Below are 15,648 nucleotides of genomic sequence, written 5' to 3'. Positions count from 1 at the left end.
TGGAGATAGCAGACTCTTGCATCTCCACAAGCTGTAATATTAAATTATTACCGCTAAAAACCTTATTGGTTCAGCTTGAGCTCGCTCAGGTGGTTAAACCTAGCTTTGCTTATTTTGCTGAGTTTAAATATCAGTTCATTGTTGATAAGCAACAAGTATTAGCAAACTTTGATGAGCAGCGGCAGTTGTTTCTAAATCAAATTTTTGAACACACACAATTTAAGAAAATTTGGGGACAACTCAATTTTGATAGTCTTTTTCAGCAGTATGGTGCTGAGAGGCAACGTGTAGTAGCTGCGCTTGAATATTTAGCTGATAAACAAATGATCTTATTAGAAACTAAAAAGATCACTCAAGTGTTTGATGTGAACCCTGCTGAACTTATGCAAGAAGGTTTAGTTGAGAGTTTGTCTGATTACTTTCATAGCAATGAAATTAAAGAGATTGCTCGCTTAAATCAGTTACTGTCTTTTTTCGAATCTCAGACTTGTATTACCGCGAGGTTAGCCGAGTATTTTGATGATCATGCTGCGCCTCAGCAATGTGGACATTGCAGTGTCTGTCGTGGTTATCCAGCAACGTTAACCCAAAAATCAATAGCGCCTATTGAAGATAAGTCTGGCATTAATGATATGTTGAGTGGCTTTTTAGTGCACATGGAGTCTAAAGGCCATCAATCTGTGTCGGTGTCGATACAAGCTAAGTTTCTCGCTGGAATTTCGGTTCCTATGTTTGCTCGTATAAGAGTTAAACAGTTGCCCGGATTTGGTTACTGTAGTGAGTATCGATACCAAGAGATCATTAACTTTATCAACAAAGGCGCTAGCTAATATGAAAAATAAAGCGGTTGAAGGCTTATTGAATAAGCATGAAAAACTTAATCATTTAGAAGGCGTTAAAGTTATTTCTCACACTCAACGTGAAAAAGAAGAGTGGGTGTTACATACCTTAATGATTGACGGTTATGACGTCCCGTTTAAATTTAAGCGACCTAAAAAGTATAAGTCGCTTAAAGATCAATTAGTCAGCCTAGTCTATTACAGTGATGAAGAAACAGTTGCAGGCTTTGCAATTGAAGTGATGCAAGTTGTACGTGTTAAACGCTATTAAAAGCTTATCGTCCTATCAAAATCACATGAGAGCTCTTCGTTAACCTGCATTACTTTACGGGATATTTGACCCATAGTTTCTATTCTTTATTGGCCAGTATAGCTAAAGTCACTTTTTACTTGCCAAATACGGTATCTGAGTTCAGCGCCTTCGGGTAGATAAAATACTTTTGGTAAGCGACTATCGTAATCAATCGTAATACTTTCACCTAGCGTGACAAATTTCGCAGTTTTTGGGTCACGGCACATCATCATAGTACTTGGACCATCAGTCAGTTTATCTAGCGTGTAGTAGCTATAACCCCAACCTTGTAAGCTCTGCTTTTCTACTGTGCCCATTAATCTGTGTTGATTGCAATCAACCATTTTATTTTGGCCAATTTGAATTTCTACTTTGTAGTTCGCTTCATCATCACGTTTAGATAGCGATAGGATATGTTGAACTTGATTGTCCAAAGGCTTAGGAAACATTTTAGCTTCATCTATTTCTTGGTAATTTTGCTCTGAAAACTGATGACTTGTAATCATGTTTGGTCGCTCAAATTGATTAGGTACTGGGCTTGTTGCCATTGTTGAAAATGACATGCCGACGATTAATCCAATTGCTGAGATGTTGAATAGATTTTTTAATGTACTGTTTAGACTTTTTTTCATATGGATTCTCACTTCTAAAATGCTAATGTAATACTTAAGCTTGATTGCGTTGTTATTGATATAAACGATAGCCAATTGAAAAAGGGTTTTATTTTTTTCACTTTTTTAAAAATTAATTTTTTACCTTTGAGCCTTTTACATTGGTTTTCTAAAATATCCTTTATTTTCAATGTTTTTTAGATTAACTTTGTAACGCTATTGCTTAAAATAATATTTTTAATACACTGAAAAAGTATACTTTATGTGTTTAATGAGCTTAAAGCCTAAGTAAGTTAGCCTGTCTTTTAGTGCAACTTATCAGCTAAGTAATCGTTCATAAACACATTCATGATGACATAGGATGTTCTATTGAATACTAATCTGGAAAGCTCTGCCCATATACTGCGTATGGCAGTCCCTCAAATGTCAGCGCTAAACATTCCCGTTACGCCTGAAAACTATGCCATTTGGTATCAGTATTATTCTGAGACTAATCTAGGTTTAAAGCGAGCCATTGATGGGTTATTGGCTAATAAAGTAGAATTTACCGCTTCAGTTAACCAAGGCTTGTATAACAACTTCATCCAAGAACAATCGCCTGAGGTGATTGAAAATGTTCAAATAGAGACTCAGATCTTAATCAATAGTTTAGTGAATAAAATTAATCAGTTCTCAGCTGGAACCGATGATTTTTCAACTAACTTATCTATATTCAATGAAGAAATGCAATCTGAAGCTAATCCACAAACTCTTAATAAGTTGGTGATTAATATCAGTGCTGAAGTTGAAAAGGTCATTGCCAATAACCAGTCAATGCAAGAGGATATCCAGACTTTAGGTGATGAACTCACTCAACTTAAAGAAGAAATGGATAATCTCAGTAAAGTTGCTATGACTGATGAATTGACTTCGTTAAATAATCGTCGAGCCTATGAAATATTTTCAACAGAACAGGTCAGTTTGTTTAATCAAAACCAAATTCCTTGCTGTTTGCTGATGGTAGACATTGATCATTTTAAAGCGTTCAATGACACACACGGGCATTTAGTCGGGGATAAAGTGTTAGCTTTTGTCGGTTTTGCTTTAAAACAGTCGGTTAAAGGTAATGATTTCGTTGCTCGGTATGGGGGGGAGGAGTTTGTTATTCTACTACCTAATACCGAGCTTAAAGATGCCTTTACGGTTGCTGAAAATATCAGAGAACGTATTGCTGGACGTCAATTGACCATAGGTAAAGAAAATAAGCAGCAGTTAGGCAATATAACTGTGTCTATCGGGCTTGCACATATTCAACCAGGCGATGATTCAGAAACCTTATTAAAACGTGCTGACGACATGTTGTACCAAGCCAAATCATCTGGTCGTAATTGCGTCAAAGGTTAGTGCTTGATTAGTCGTTAACAACCAATACCTAACACGGTTGGATAAAATGCCTGTTCCTCAAGTAAAAAGGCTAAGTAATGAATACTTAGCCTTTTACTCTCTAATCTCTCTAAAACCTTTAAACGATCATCTTGGTATCAAGATGACTCATCCGAACTAGGTAAATCCATGTGCATTTTTATTAAATGCTCTTCCATATCAAATGACACTGCGAAACCTAAGTTTTTAGCAAGATTAGCCATGCTACGGTTTTCAAACATGGTAAAACCAGCAAGTACCGGAGTATCAGTGGATTTATAATAATTGACTAACTTTTCTAATAATAATTTACCTAAGCCAATCCCTTGATAGTCACCGCGAACCGCCATCGCAAATTCAGCTTCAGTGTTATCAGGATCTGTGGATGCTCTAACAGCCCCTAGGGTAATCGACTCGCCATTATCATCCACTGCTGTTGCAATAAATGCCATTTCTCGGGCGTAATCAATTTGAGTTAATACGGCCATTTCTTCGTGTGTCATACGCGAACGTACGCCAAAATAACGCTTATATCTATCTTCATCACTTAAGGAGTTGTCAAAAGCCAAATGCTTTGGTTCATCTTCTGGCAAGATTGGCCTTAACATGATTTCAATGCCATTTTTTAGCACTGCCGTTTGTTCAAGCTCCTTAGGGTACGGCATGATAGCCAAGCGAGTTTTTGGGTCAATGTCTGCTTGATTCAGCTTCATATTCACATCAAGCAGGGTGATTGTTTCACCTGCGGCGAGTACAGGGTTTAAATCTAATGAGGCTATTTCAGGGCAATCAATAATCAGATGAGAGATTTGGGTTAACATGATACATAACGCATTCATGTCTAAGCCTAACGGTAAATGCCTGTCTCTGAGTTTATTCGCTTTTAAGGCCTGAATGACCATGTATCTGGCAAGGGTCATGTTCAGTGGCGGTAGGGCAACGGCAGCATCACGGGTCGGATCCCACTCTGAACCACCTTCACCTAAACATATTGCAGGTCCAAACACTGGGTCGTTAATCACTGAAACACGAACTTCTTGAGCTCCAGCGGTTAGCGCCATCTTTTGAACTATCATCCCATCAATTTTAGCATCTGGGTTTATTTCTCTGACGCGACTTGTAATAGAGTGAGCTGCTTGCTTCACTTCTTCATCATTGGTGAGATTTAGCATTACGCCGTGTGCATCTGATTTATACATTAAATCAGGAGATTGCACCTTTAGCGCGACAGGGTAACCGACCTTATTGGCAAGTTTAACCGCTTCATCTGCTGTTTTAGCAAAACAAGTTTGAATTGTATTAAGGCCATAGGCTTTTAATATGTCACGGGTTTCATGTGTTTCTAAAATAAAGCGTTGTTCATTCTGCGCTTTTTGAAGCAATGCTCGAGCACTAGTGGCATCTGCTGGAATATTATCAGGAATTGATTGCGGCACCTCTTGAAGTAACCTTTGGTTACGGCGGTACTCAACCATATGCATGAAGGCTTTAACGGCGCCTTCTGGTGTACGATAAGTCGGTATAACCGCTTTATTGAACAATTTCCTTGCTGGATAAGCCGAGTTTTCACCGCTCCAGTTAGTGAGAATATTAAGCTTGTTTCTATTAGGATGAGCTTTAATGGCTTCTATTAAGCTCTGGGCTATTTCATCACTTTCTTCTAATGCCGATGGCGAGTGGAGTACAAGGATGGCATCCATTTCCTGACTATCCATCAAAATGTTCAGTGCTTTGGTGTACCTGGCACTGTTCGCATCACCGACAATATCGATGGGGTTTTGTCCCGACCATGTGCTGGGTAATATCTGATTAAGTTTATTAACGGTATCTTCTGATAATTGTGCGAGCTTCCCGCCTTTTATAATCAATTCATCTGCAGCTAGCACAGCAGGGCCGCCGCCATTACTGATTATCGCAACTCGTTCACCTTTAAGGGGGGTTGAGTGAGCTAAACTTTCAACAGCGGCAAATAGCTCAATCAAGTCATTGACTCTAAGCATACCCGCACGTTTAAATGCAGCTTCATAAACGGCATCATTACCGCCTATGCCGCCGGTGTGGAGCATGGCAGCTTTAACACCTTCCTGGCTTCGCCCCGATTTAATGACAAAGATGGGTTTATTACGAGCTGCAGCTCTTGCAGCAGACAGAAAATGGCGTTTCTCGTTAATGGAGTCAATGTACAACATGATCGCGCTAGTGCTGCTATCGCGGCCAAGGTAATCCAGTAATTCATCGAAATCGATATCAGATGCATCACCAAGCGATATGAATGATGAAAAGCCAATATCTTTGTTGTTTGCCCAATCCAGCACTGTGGTACAAATGGCAGCGGATTGAGACACGAATGCTATCTTGCCTTTTTTGGCACTGCTATGGGCTAAACTGGCATTTAATCCGATTGGCGGGATAATCATGCCTAAACTGTTCGAACCTAAAATACGCATACCAAAACGCTTTGCGTGTTGTTGGGTCAGGCTTAATAAGCTGACTCCATTCTCATCAAACTCGTTGGCCATTCCAGATGCCATGATGATAACCACTTTACAACCGAATTGAGCTAAGGTTTCGACTATTCCTGGTACACGGCTGGCTCGCGTACAGATAATAGCTAAGTCAGGTTTGATTGGCAGAGATTCGATATTAGGGTAGGCGAGTACTCCCATGACTGAATCATATTTAGGTGTCACCGGCATGATTGGGCCAGAAAAGCCGCTACCCAGTAAGTTTTTCATCAATACACGACCCGCTCGCTTTTGTGTATTAGATGCGCCAATCACGGCGATAGACTTTGGCTTAAATAAAGCGTGAATACTTCTCTGACTCATAGTGCCTCACTGTCGAGTGAACTAGCTATTTGCGATAGATTTCAACATAACTTTTTGACATAACTCGGATAACCAAGTGATTTTTGCTTCGTGGCGACGTGCCGCACTGCATATAACAGCTAAATCGACTGCAATATCCTTATGGGTATCATCTGATTCTAGCTTAAATTGGTAAGAGTAATTTTCCGCCAGCAATTGTCGCTGAACACTATAATTATCGACAATAATCGTAGGATTGAGCTTATCGTCTACGGTGCGATACAGCTCTACATATTCATTTAAGTCTTCCACAATCAGTTTGATAAACTCGCCATTTTTATTGCCAACTAGCGAACCATAACCTGAAGCGACTTTCTTTTGATATAACTGCTGTGGTCTTTCTCTTAGTGATTGGATCCCAACATCAATCGAGCCATCAATTAAGCCATCATTGCTGCTTTTACGCCATTGTCTTAATTCTATTACTGCATCCGTTTCTGCTCTAATTGCATTAATCAGTTCTTTACCCATCATTACCATTAATGGCTCACCTAAGTGAACGGTAATGTATTGTAGGTTTTTAGGATCAAAATATTCAGGTTCAAGTGCTAAGTTTATTTGCTCGATTGAGCTTTGGATTTTTGGGGCGATTTTGTCAGCATAGCTGGTTGGGTGAAGGCCATTAGCGGTGCGAATGAATAAGGGATCGCTTAGTTCTTCACGTAATTGTGCCAACACTTTTGAGACAAACGATTGTGAACGCCCAAGTTGTTTCGCAGCTCTTTGGGTAGAGCCTGCTCTATATAGGGTAATGAACACATTTAGTGCATTAAGATCCATAATATACCGATAATTTAGAACACTTTAAGCTCATATTACACCATATATTCCGCAAACACATTAACCACCAAAGTAAATAAGCCATTTGGAATAACGGTTATTCCATTTTTACATTTAGCTATTGTTAATATTGCATTTGTTATTATTTTTTATCTTATGAGGAATACATGTCAGAACAGCTAGAAATTGCATCTACAGCATCAACTCAGCCCAATATAGCGTTGAGTATTTTAAAGAAGAGTCTCACTGTTATTGCTGCATTTTCAGCTTTAGGTCTTATGAGCTATTTGTTTTCATTACTGACACAAATCCATGGTAAAGAATTGCCAGAAAGCTATTTTGCTAATGGCTATCCAAGTATTTTAGCGTTACTTGATTCTGAGCTATTTATGGGTTTTGTTTTCGTCGTTACTATCGCGATCATTTGCTACATATTGTTTTTGTTTTGGCGTTTGCATGAAGTGGCTGTTCACAAAGCTGAAGCCATGTCGAGTGCGCACACACAAATTGTATTTGCCTTGTCATTATGTGGTTTATTTATCGATAAAGCATGGTGGGTATTGGCGATAATTATTGCTTTCGGTCGCTGGGATGTATTAGCTAACAGACTTTCTAGCATCATTAGTAACGGCTTAAAAGGAGATAAGTAAATGAAAGAGATTATGCTCCCATATGTACTCATTATATGGCTCCTAGTAAAACTTGGCATTATCCAATGGAACCTTGCTAATGCAGTTCGTTCTGTTGGTTTAGGTATTTTTATCGCATTTATGCTTTTTACCGCACACCGTTTTTGGTCTCCAGCTGATTTAACCGATAGCTCAACAATTAAAGCACCTCATGCGGTGTTAAGCCCTTTATTTGGTCAAGAGATTGAAGAGATTTATGTCACTCACAACCAAAAGGTCAAAAAGGGTGATTTGATTTATAAGTTGGTATCAGTAGACAGTGAGCAAGAAATCGGTTCGCTAGAAGCGCAAAAAGCTGCTGAGCTTGCTAAAAAAGAAGCGTTAAAACTTAAAATGCATTCGTTAACGGTGACGTTAAATAATGATAAACGAAACTTTAAACGTGTTATCAATTTAGGTGAACATGCCAGCGAAATGACCCGTGACGATCTTGACGCTAAAATCGAGTCCACAGTGGCTGAAATAGCATCTGTAAAAGCTGAGCTTGAAACCCATCGAGCGCAATTACGTTCATTCGACGCACAAATCAGTTCAGCTAAATGGAATGATGATCGTCGTGAAATTAGAGCGCAGTTTGATGGCCAGTTATCAATTACTAATGTCGCTGTTGGCAGTCGTATAGGTAACATGCACTTATATGATACTTCTAAAAAGTTTTTAGAAATGCGTATAGCTGATCAAACTTATCGCTATGTTAAACCAGGTCAATTTGCTGAATTTTATGTTGATGCTTTTCCTGGAGAAATTTTCCGAGGACGGGTTCACAGCGTTACCTCTGGTACCGGTGAGTCACTAATAAGTCCTATGGCAGGTACACAACATGTAAGACAACACGTGGGCAACAATTCAGGCAGTCACGGTCGTACAGTGATTATTGAGTTTGAAGAGCCGGAAGGTTATATCATCCCAATCGGTGCAACAGGTTCAGGCTGGATTTCAGCTGACAAGCCAGCTAACTTTTTAGGGTTTATGGATATCATTGGTGCAGCCACCATCAGACTTAAGGCGTTGAAAGCTTACCTTAAAGCTTTGTAAATTGTATTTATAAGTACTTGCAGAAGTAAAGCTCATTAGCGTCTGTCGCAAGAGCGTCTGTTGCGAGTTAATTTTAAAGGGAGCTTCGGCTCCCTTTTTTGTTATTTGTTTCTGTCTTAGTTTTTTCACATCTTCTGCCTACAGCTTAAATTTTGTGCTTGCTTAGTTATCTGAGCTGACTTTGTGCACCCATTGATACAAATGCGACAAAAATACTACCGAATGGTATCGACTAGTAACTGCATTGAAAACGATTGATCGCGCTTTCATTTATACCTCAGTGGTACTTTTGGGCAGATTTAGCTTTGTTTGCAGCATTAAACTCTAACTGAGTTGGTTTTTTTATCGTGATTCAGTAAATTTCACTGGCTAAACATGTTAAGGCGAGATTGATTTGGCGTTTAGTTAATATTAAATGGTGTTTTTGCACTTGATATAGGCCTGCAGATAGTCAATTTTGAATACCGATGGAATTAATTCTAAGGAAGGATTAAAAAATAAAAACCAAAGGTTGGCTTTATCATGTTCAAATCGCTTTCAGTTAAAATTTTTGTAGGAATGTTTGCAGGCCTGCTTATTGGGACATTATTCCAATACGGCTTCGCAAATGATGGTTTCGTTAACGGGACATTGGTGGATGTTGCTGCTGGTATTGGCAGTATGTTTGTTCAGTTAATTATGATGTTGGTAGTACCACTGGTTTTCTTCAGTATTGTTACAGGCATCATTGAGCTAAACGATCTTAAGTCCTTCGGTCGATTAGGTAGTAAAACCTTTGTGCTGTATTTACTGAATACTGTCGTGGCGATTGTGGCCGCAATTGCATTATCTGTTTGGTTTGCACCAGGCTCCGGTTTAGCATTAACAGGGGATAAAAATGCTGAATTAGTCACAACAGAGCTACCAGGTTTCTTAGGCATGATTGTAGACATCATTCCGCGTAACCCAATTCAAGCATTTGCAGAAGGTAACATGCTGCAAATCATTTTTATGGCCTTAATGACAGGCGGTGTCATTAAAGCCTTAGGTGATACTGTTAAGCCAACGATTACCTTTTTCCAGCAAGGTAATAAAATTATGCTTAAGATGATCACTGTAGTGATGAGCCTTGCTCCTTACGGTGTCTTTGCATTAATGATCCAATTAGGCGCGACTTTTGTACCAGAAGCGTTTATGAGTGTATTAAGTTATATGATGCTAGTGATTGGCTTATTAGCATTTTGGGCTCTTGTGGTGTATCCAACTATTATCGGCTTAACCACATCGACTTCAGCCAGTGATTTTCGTCGTCATACCCGTGAGCAGTTCTTATTTGCGCTTTCTACAGCCAGTTCTAATGCGACAATCCCTGTCACTATGCGCACCTTAATTGAAAAGATCGGTGTTAAGAAAAGTATTGCCGGTTTTGGTGTACCAATGGGTGCAACCATGAACATGAGTGGCGCTGCTATCTATATTACAGTGGGTATTTTCTTTGTCGGAAATGCCTTTGGTCATCCTATTGAAATGAGCCAACTTCCAGTGCTTGCTTTCACTGTGTTTCTATTGTCAATCGGTGCTGGTGGCGTTCCAGGAGGCGGGATCGTTATGATTGGTGTGCTGATTCATCAATTAGGTTTACCGATTGAGGCAATTGCCATAGTTGCCGCATTAGACCGTATTATTGATATGTTCTGTACCAGCACTAACGTGGTGGGTGACGCTGCTGTTGTGACCATAGTTGATCATAGTGAGCAAGTATTAGAGCATGAACAAGTATCGGTTAATACTGCGACTGCGTAATTATTTAAACATGAGAACTTAAGCTTGAGATTAAGCATAAGAACTTAAGAATAAGCTCATATGCATAGGGAGCAGTTTAAATACTGTGTGTTTTAAAGCAGTATTAACAGTTTAAAAAAAAGCGGCCTAGGCCGCTTTTTTATTATCAAATTCTTACGCCACTAGCAAAGCTGCAGCCAGGGAAAGATGCATATGGGTTCAAAGGCTTAAATTCGATAATGCTAATTTCACTGATTTTATCAGCTTCAATTTTCTGCTCTATTTCAAAATAAAACCACCATCGCCTATTTAATGAGGTTAACTCTATATAGGGATAGCTCCTCATTTTCCAGCTACCTTTCAGATGATCTGAGTGTGTGACAGCCTTACTGGTATATGATAATTCATAGGTACTATCTTCGTTAAGGCTTAGAGCTACTAAGGTATCGCAATTTCGGCTTTGGTATTCGTTAGCCAGATCTCGCATGGTTACTTTATCTTTGGGTTTAATGCCATCAGGTAGCAAAAATAAACCCACATTATCTTTGCTATACCAGTGATTTCCAGACTTTAGCATTTCAACATTAGGAATAACCCAGCCATCATCAGAGAGCGAGCCAATAAGCCCTTGTAGGTGAGTTTCATCTTTTATAAACGGGGAATATAAGATGGTTGATTGATTTATCGTATCAGGGAAAGCGTGGGTATTGGTTGTCACTTTATAGTTAGCTTGTTCCAGCGTCGTGGTGACTTTGTCAATGTCAGCCTCTGATAAATAACGCGTATATAAATGTACTTCAGTAGCTGAACAGCCAGCAAGCATCACAGTCACGATGAGGAGTTTCCATATTTTCACTTCATTGTATCCTTACAAATTAGTTTATGTCGTTATTATGCCTACACAACGACTTTGGCGTAGCTTTCTCTGTCTATATCATCAACTTCGACTGAAATAGAACAATCCTTTATTGATAAGGTCTTCAATTGCGCGAGTACTAATTGAGTGAGTTTTGATTTTTGCTCAACATCACGTCCAGAAAGGATCTTTAAGGTAACGTGGATAAAATTGATATCAACTGCACCGGTTTGGTAATGTGAATAAGCGATGGCTCTTACCTTAATATCACTGCCTTGTGGGTCAAATAAGTTTGAAGTTAACGCACCTCGGTGAACTAACGGTACGAGCAGATTTCCATCAATTTCTGTCGAGTGCTCAATAATACAATGTGGCATTTAAAACTCCTGTGTCCTTGTTAAAGTCGTGCATGAAATTGTTTTCTATGATTCATTTATGCTTTTGAACCAACCTAATTGAACATCACACTGGCTGCTTAACTCTGGTTGCTTAACTTTGGCTGCTTACAATACGCATTAATTAGCTGCTTTAAAAGCAGCGATATGATTTTAACGATAAGAGCTGGAGATAGGGGAATGCTGGTGTTTTGTACTGAGCTTAAGTAATTGGGCTTAAGTAATTGAGTTTAATTAATTGGGTTTAAGTATTTAATTTTTAGTATTGAGCAGTAATGGTGGATATCTGCGTAAGTTAAGCATTTACACTCAATCCACTCTCTATCTACTTTACCAGCTCAACACTGTCATTATTCGCTTCGATGCTATTCGTTTCGATACTATTAGTTTCGAAATAGGATTTGCTTTGTAAATACTGCTGAATCAGGCCTTGAGATAAAATTATTATCGTCATTACTTGGTAGAGTATTCCTGACCATGACATCAAATATATTGATAACATAAGATTTAGTGCGTTACTGGCTATCATAGCGAGTCTTAACTGGCTGCCTGCAAAGTAAAATAAGCTAACACTCATGACGACAGCAGCCATGACAGCACACCATTCACTCCAATGTTCAGCCCACATAAACCCCTGTAGTATTGCAACACCGCTAAACAGCATAGTCAGGAGTAAAGGGGATAAGTTAATTGAATCATCTTTATTGAGGCTTTGACAGCAACGAAAGCGGATAACATTAACCAGTTGATTCGCCATGCCTAAAAAACTGCCTAATAGGCCTAAGTGAACAGCAGTAAGTATTGCAGCTACCATATTGCCATGAATAAATTTGCAGTCTTGCTGTTGGCTATTTGCCCACCAACCTATAGCCATTGACACAAATCCAATTGCTTGGATAAAAAATAACTGATTTAAAGCAAACTCAGGCACGCACAGTAATCCGATAAAAATTTGAAGGTGCGTATTGTCTATATTTTCGCCGCTAAAACAATGATCCAGTCGAGGTTTATTCAATTATGCTGATATTAGCTTGTAAAACCCCAAATACGTGTATTTCACGTTGCTTAGTTGTTGTTTTTTTGTGTTGCTAAAGCACTGTTTGTGTTGCTGTGCACAAGTCGTTCATCGGTACAAAATGGGCGATATAAGGTCAAGACACTGTTTATTGAGTGACTGCTTATGAGTCACGTTGATTAAAAGATTGTTGTTCAAATGACTGTAGGTTAAATAGATGCGATTGAGTCGCTGAAGCTTGAACAACGCTTACTGAGCTATTACAGCGAATTAATGCGTAAGCGCTTTATTTTAACGGCAACTGACTTGAGGGATATCTTGCCAACAAGTGGTGTATTGCGGCGTGAGTAATTCTCGGCGCATATGCCATTTTCCGCTAATACCTTGTGCAGCAACAAACACAGAGTCAGTACCGTAGCGTTGGTTGAGCGTATCGCAAACTTGCATCAGCGCAGGATCTTTAGGCGGCGTGAACAAGTCTCCTTGTAAATGTTGTACAGGACATAAGTCCACCAGCCCGATGCCGATTTTATAATAACGAGTAGAGGGGTTAAACAGTTGGCTTCCAATGCTTGTAGCATGACTGATGAGTTCAAAACTGTCGTTGGTAGGCGTCGCGCAGCGGTAGTGATACTTAAAACCGCTGGGCTGTTCATCATAGGGGGAGTTTCTGGCAAAAATAAGTAAGCTACTTGCAGCAGAGCCTTGTTTGCGTGCTTTCGCTGCTGCAATCCCAGCATGCTTACTTAAGGCTTGTAGTAATGCCTCTTTGTCTGTAATGCGTTCACCGACACTACGAGTCGAAAAGATTTGCTGTTTATCTGCTCGAGCACTGTCCCAGCCCTTACACTCTTCACCATTGAGTTCACGTACTGTGCGTTCTATTTCAATACTAAAGCTTTTTCGAGCCAGTCCTGGTTTGAGTTTGGACAAAGCAAGTGCATCATTAATGCCCATGAGTTGTAACTTTTTGCCTATACGAGAACCAATTCCCCATACATCGGTGACTTTCATGCTAGCGAGAATATTTTGCCGTTGTTGAACTGAATCAATATAACAAACGCCATTATAACCACTCAGCTTTTTAGCCGCATGGTTTGCGACTTTAGCTAGGGTGAGCGTTTCACCAATACCAACACAAACAGGTAAGCGAGTTTCTTTCCATACCGCGCGGCGAATGCGAGCAGCATGGGTTAATAAACAAGGTATAGCAGGGTAGCTTTGTTTGAAAGATAGAAAAGATTCATCAATTGAATAGATGTGTTGTTCTGGCGCAAATCGGCCAATGATCTCCATCATGCTGCTAGAAAGCGAACCATACAATTCATAGTTAGATGACAGAGCAATCACCCCCAGCTTGCTACACAAGTCTTTGACTTCAAAGTAAGGGCCGAACTTACCAATGCCTAATGCTTTCGCTTGTCGGTTGGCGGCAACAATACAACCATCATTATTGGAGAGTACAACAATAGGGCGGCCACGCCATTCAGGCCTAAAGACTTGCTCGGCACTACAATAAAAAGAATTGGCATCAACTAAGGCATACATCAATTAATTACCAGAAAGAATAGGACTTTGACGATGACAGCGGATAGAGCGGATCACCACCCCTTCAACACTAAAGTTGTCGTGCTCCTGGATTAACACGCTATTGTGATGATCATTAGCTGACAACAGTAATCGGCGCTTGGTATCAATCAGCTTACAGACGAAGTTGCCGTTGTAATTAGCCACGATCACATCATGATTTTCAACGCTGACATGACGATCGACAATTAAAATGTCTTTATCAAAGATGCCTATTTTCTCCATTGAGTCGCCACTGGCTTGACCAATAAAGGTGGCGCTTGGATGCTCAATTAACAGCTCATCTAAACTGAGTGGTAGTTGTCGATATTCTGCAGCAGGGGATTCAAACCCGGTGATCCCAGCGCTAGCAAAAATGGGAATAACGTTCATAAATTTCACATCTTAAAATAACTGTATATTTATACAGTATTATAGTCCTCCCCGTAAAATTGGCAATAATTTCCGTTTATTTGTATTCGATTTGAACAATTTGTCGATTATTTGTTCGAAGGGAGAGTGAAGGCTTTTTAAAAAGAACCATCGTGAATTGAAGAAGTTAATCAGTTGTTCAGCTTAGGTTTAGCATGAGTAGATAAAATAGTTATCAATTAAGTGAATCGAAATCGAAACGACAGACATCTAGATCAAACAGTGAGCCTTTAAAAGTACTTGGCGCGTTTAGGTAACTAATTGAAGGTGCGAGCGAGTAATATTGAGCAATAAACAACAAACACGCTTAAAAGAATCGGCATAAAAGGAATATCAATATGAAAAAGTTAATGATGGTCGCTATGTTTGCTTTCTTCTCAGTGGCTGCAAATGCCAGTTATTCAACTCAACAGTCGGTTGTGATACAAATCGACCAATCTCGAGCTAATATTGAAACAGCAGTGAGCTGCTCGATTATCTATTCTCATACCCCATTGGCGACTGAAGCAGATTTTTATAAAGGATTGGTATACGAGAACTATTCAAATCTTGTGGACCAATTAGTGTTAACAGGTCAATCTGAAAATCAAGCAAGACAAACAGCGATGGAGCAAGTGGTGTCACAAGCACAGCACATGGAAAAATTACTTAAAGATGAGAGAAGTGCCGGCAAAGCACAATTCACTCAACTACTTAAACAAACAGCAGTGCAAAATCAGTGTGTTCATTACGCCAAGCTATAACGTCAGAAACTCTTCTAGAGCAACATAACTGTGTTTGTTTAGTTCATGTTGCTTAATTCTTAAATATATAACGATGACCGGACATATGAATGTGCCTGATTTTTGTTCAGTTTAAGTAAATGTCGCACCTAAAGAATCGTAAAAACCAAGGTTACTGCAGCTGATTATGAAAAATTACTTAGCCAATTCAGCGAGAAAAAATAGGTTATCTGAAACTGTCACATTCACTTGGGATGGGGTTATTTGGTATTACTTGATGCCTGTGTTTACTGGTATATCAATAATGGTTGCCTGGTCATCTATTTTAGAAAAATAAAATAGATGACCAAATAATTCCCCATCGTGCGGATAATCATTGTGATGGAC

The 15,648-nt window shown here is 39.4% G+C and carries 15 protein-coding genes; 7 read left to right on the top strand and 8 right to left on the bottom strand.

What is annotated here, in order from left to right:
• Both FNZ24_RS07210 and FNZ24_RS07205 read left to right on the top strand, forming a co-directional pair.
• On the top strand, positions 1 to 830 hold an 830-nt coding region (locus tag FNZ24_RS07210; RefSeq protein WP_194945013.1), incomplete at its 5' end, for a RecQ family zinc-binding domain-containing protein.
• 1 nt (position 831) lies between these two features.
• Positions 832 to 1,110 carry a hypothetical protein gene (locus FNZ24_RS07205; RefSeq protein WP_153913805.1) on the top strand — a complete coding sequence of 93 codons (279 nt, stop codon included), beginning with the start codon at positions 832 to 834 and terminating at the stop codon, positions 1,108 to 1,110.
• An 86-nt stretch (positions 1,111 to 1,196) separates the two neighbouring features.
• Here the strand turns inward: FNZ24_RS07205 and eco are convergent, their stop codons facing one another.
• Positions 1,197 to 1,763, bottom strand: a complete 567-nt coding sequence (eco, locus tag FNZ24_RS07200; protein ID WP_153913804.1) for a serine protease inhibitor ecotin — start codon at positions 1,761 to 1,763, stop codon at positions 1,197 to 1,199.
• A gap of 387 nt (positions 1,764 to 2,150) precedes the next feature.
• On the opposite strand from eco, the gene FNZ24_RS07195 reads away from it, so the two are divergent.
• Complete coding sequence (locus FNZ24_RS07195) at positions 2,151 to 3,125, top strand: diguanylate cyclase (RefSeq protein WP_153913813.1); 975 nt, start codon at positions 2,151 to 2,153, stop codon at positions 3,123 to 3,125.
• Positions 3,126 to 3,262: 137 nt separating this feature from the next.
• Here the strand turns inward: FNZ24_RS07195 and FNZ24_RS07190 are convergent, their stop codons facing one another.
• Positions 3,263 to 5,971 carry an acetate--CoA ligase family protein gene (locus FNZ24_RS07190; protein WP_153913803.1) on the bottom strand — a complete coding sequence of 903 codons (2,709 nt, stop codon included), beginning with the start codon at positions 5,969 to 5,971 and terminating at the stop codon, positions 3,263 to 3,265.
• 21 nt (positions 5,972 to 5,992) lie between these two features.
• Entirely contained in the window at positions 5,993 to 6,790 is a 798-nt protein-coding gene (locus FNZ24_RS07185) for a LysR family transcriptional regulator (RefSeq protein WP_153913802.1), read from the bottom strand.
• A gap of 167 nt (positions 6,791 to 6,957) precedes the next feature.
• Between FNZ24_RS07185 and FNZ24_RS07180 the strand changes: the two genes are divergently transcribed.
• The 3 genes from FNZ24_RS07180 to FNZ24_RS07170 all read left to right on the top strand — a co-directional run bounded on the left by FNZ24_RS07180 (position 6,958) and on the right by FNZ24_RS07170 (position 10,296).
• Positions 6,958 to 7,440, top strand: a complete 483-nt coding sequence (locus FNZ24_RS07180; RefSeq protein ID WP_153913801.1) for a magnesium transporter — start codon at positions 6,958 to 6,960, stop codon at positions 7,438 to 7,440.
• Positions 7,441 to 8,514 (top strand): HlyD family secretion protein, encoded by a 1,074-nt coding sequence (locus FNZ24_RS07175; protein ID WP_153913800.1) that lies wholly within the window; start codon positions 7,441 to 7,443, stop codon positions 8,512 to 8,514.
• Between the two features lie 522 nt (positions 8,515 to 9,036).
• Positions 9,037 to 10,296, top strand: coding sequence for a dicarboxylate/amino acid:cation symporter (locus FNZ24_RS07170; RefSeq protein ID WP_153913799.1), 1,260 nt, complete (start codon positions 9,037 to 9,039; stop codon positions 10,294 to 10,296).
• A 145-nt stretch (positions 10,297 to 10,441) separates the two neighbouring features.
• Here FNZ24_RS07170 and FNZ24_RS07165 read toward each other — a convergent pair whose 3' ends face one another.
• The 5 genes from FNZ24_RS07165 to FNZ24_RS07145 all read right to left on the bottom strand — a co-directional run bounded on the left by FNZ24_RS07165 (position 10,442) and on the right by FNZ24_RS07145 (position 14,500).
• Entirely contained in the window at positions 10,442 to 11,131 is a 690-nt protein-coding gene (locus FNZ24_RS07165; RefSeq protein WP_228768408.1) for a hypothetical protein, read from the bottom strand.
• A 41-nt stretch (positions 11,132 to 11,172) separates the two neighbouring features.
• The gene (locus FNZ24_RS07160; protein ID WP_153913798.1) at positions 11,173 to 11,508 is read right to left on the bottom strand and encodes a 5-carboxymethyl-2-hydroxymuconate Delta-isomerase; all 336 of its coding nucleotides are present in this window, start codon (positions 11,506 to 11,508) and stop codon (positions 11,173 to 11,175) included.
• Between the two features lie 343 nt (positions 11,509 to 11,851).
• Complete coding sequence (locus FNZ24_RS07155; protein WP_228768407.1) at positions 11,852 to 12,457, bottom strand: YgjV family protein; 606 nt, start codon at positions 12,455 to 12,457, stop codon at positions 11,852 to 11,854.
• 375 nt (positions 12,458 to 12,832) lie between these two features.
• Entirely contained in the window at positions 12,833 to 14,089 is a 1,257-nt protein-coding gene (locus FNZ24_RS07150; protein WP_153913810.1) for a Y-family DNA polymerase, read from the bottom strand.
• Positions 14,090 to 14,092: 3 nt separating this feature from the next.
• Positions 14,093 to 14,500 (bottom strand): LexA family protein, encoded by a 408-nt coding sequence (locus FNZ24_RS07145; RefSeq protein ID WP_153913797.1) that lies wholly within the window; start codon positions 14,498 to 14,500, stop codon positions 14,093 to 14,095.
• A 377-nt stretch (positions 14,501 to 14,877) separates the two neighbouring features.
• Here FNZ24_RS07145 and FNZ24_RS07140 point away from each other — a divergent pair, with 377 nt between their 5' ends.
• Positions 14,878 to 15,282, top strand: a complete 405-nt coding sequence (locus FNZ24_RS07140) for a hypothetical protein (protein ID WP_153913796.1) — start codon at positions 14,878 to 14,880, stop codon at positions 15,280 to 15,282.
• The last annotated feature ends 366 nt before the right edge of the window (positions 15,283 to 15,648 follow it).

It is taken from the genome of Shewanella sp. TC10, assembly GCF_009663145.1.
GTDB lineage: Bacteria > Pseudomonadota > Gammaproteobacteria > Enterobacterales > Shewanellaceae > Shewanella.
Note: the sequence above shows the minus strand (reverse complement) of the source record. Positions and strands in the feature narration are given on the sequence as shown.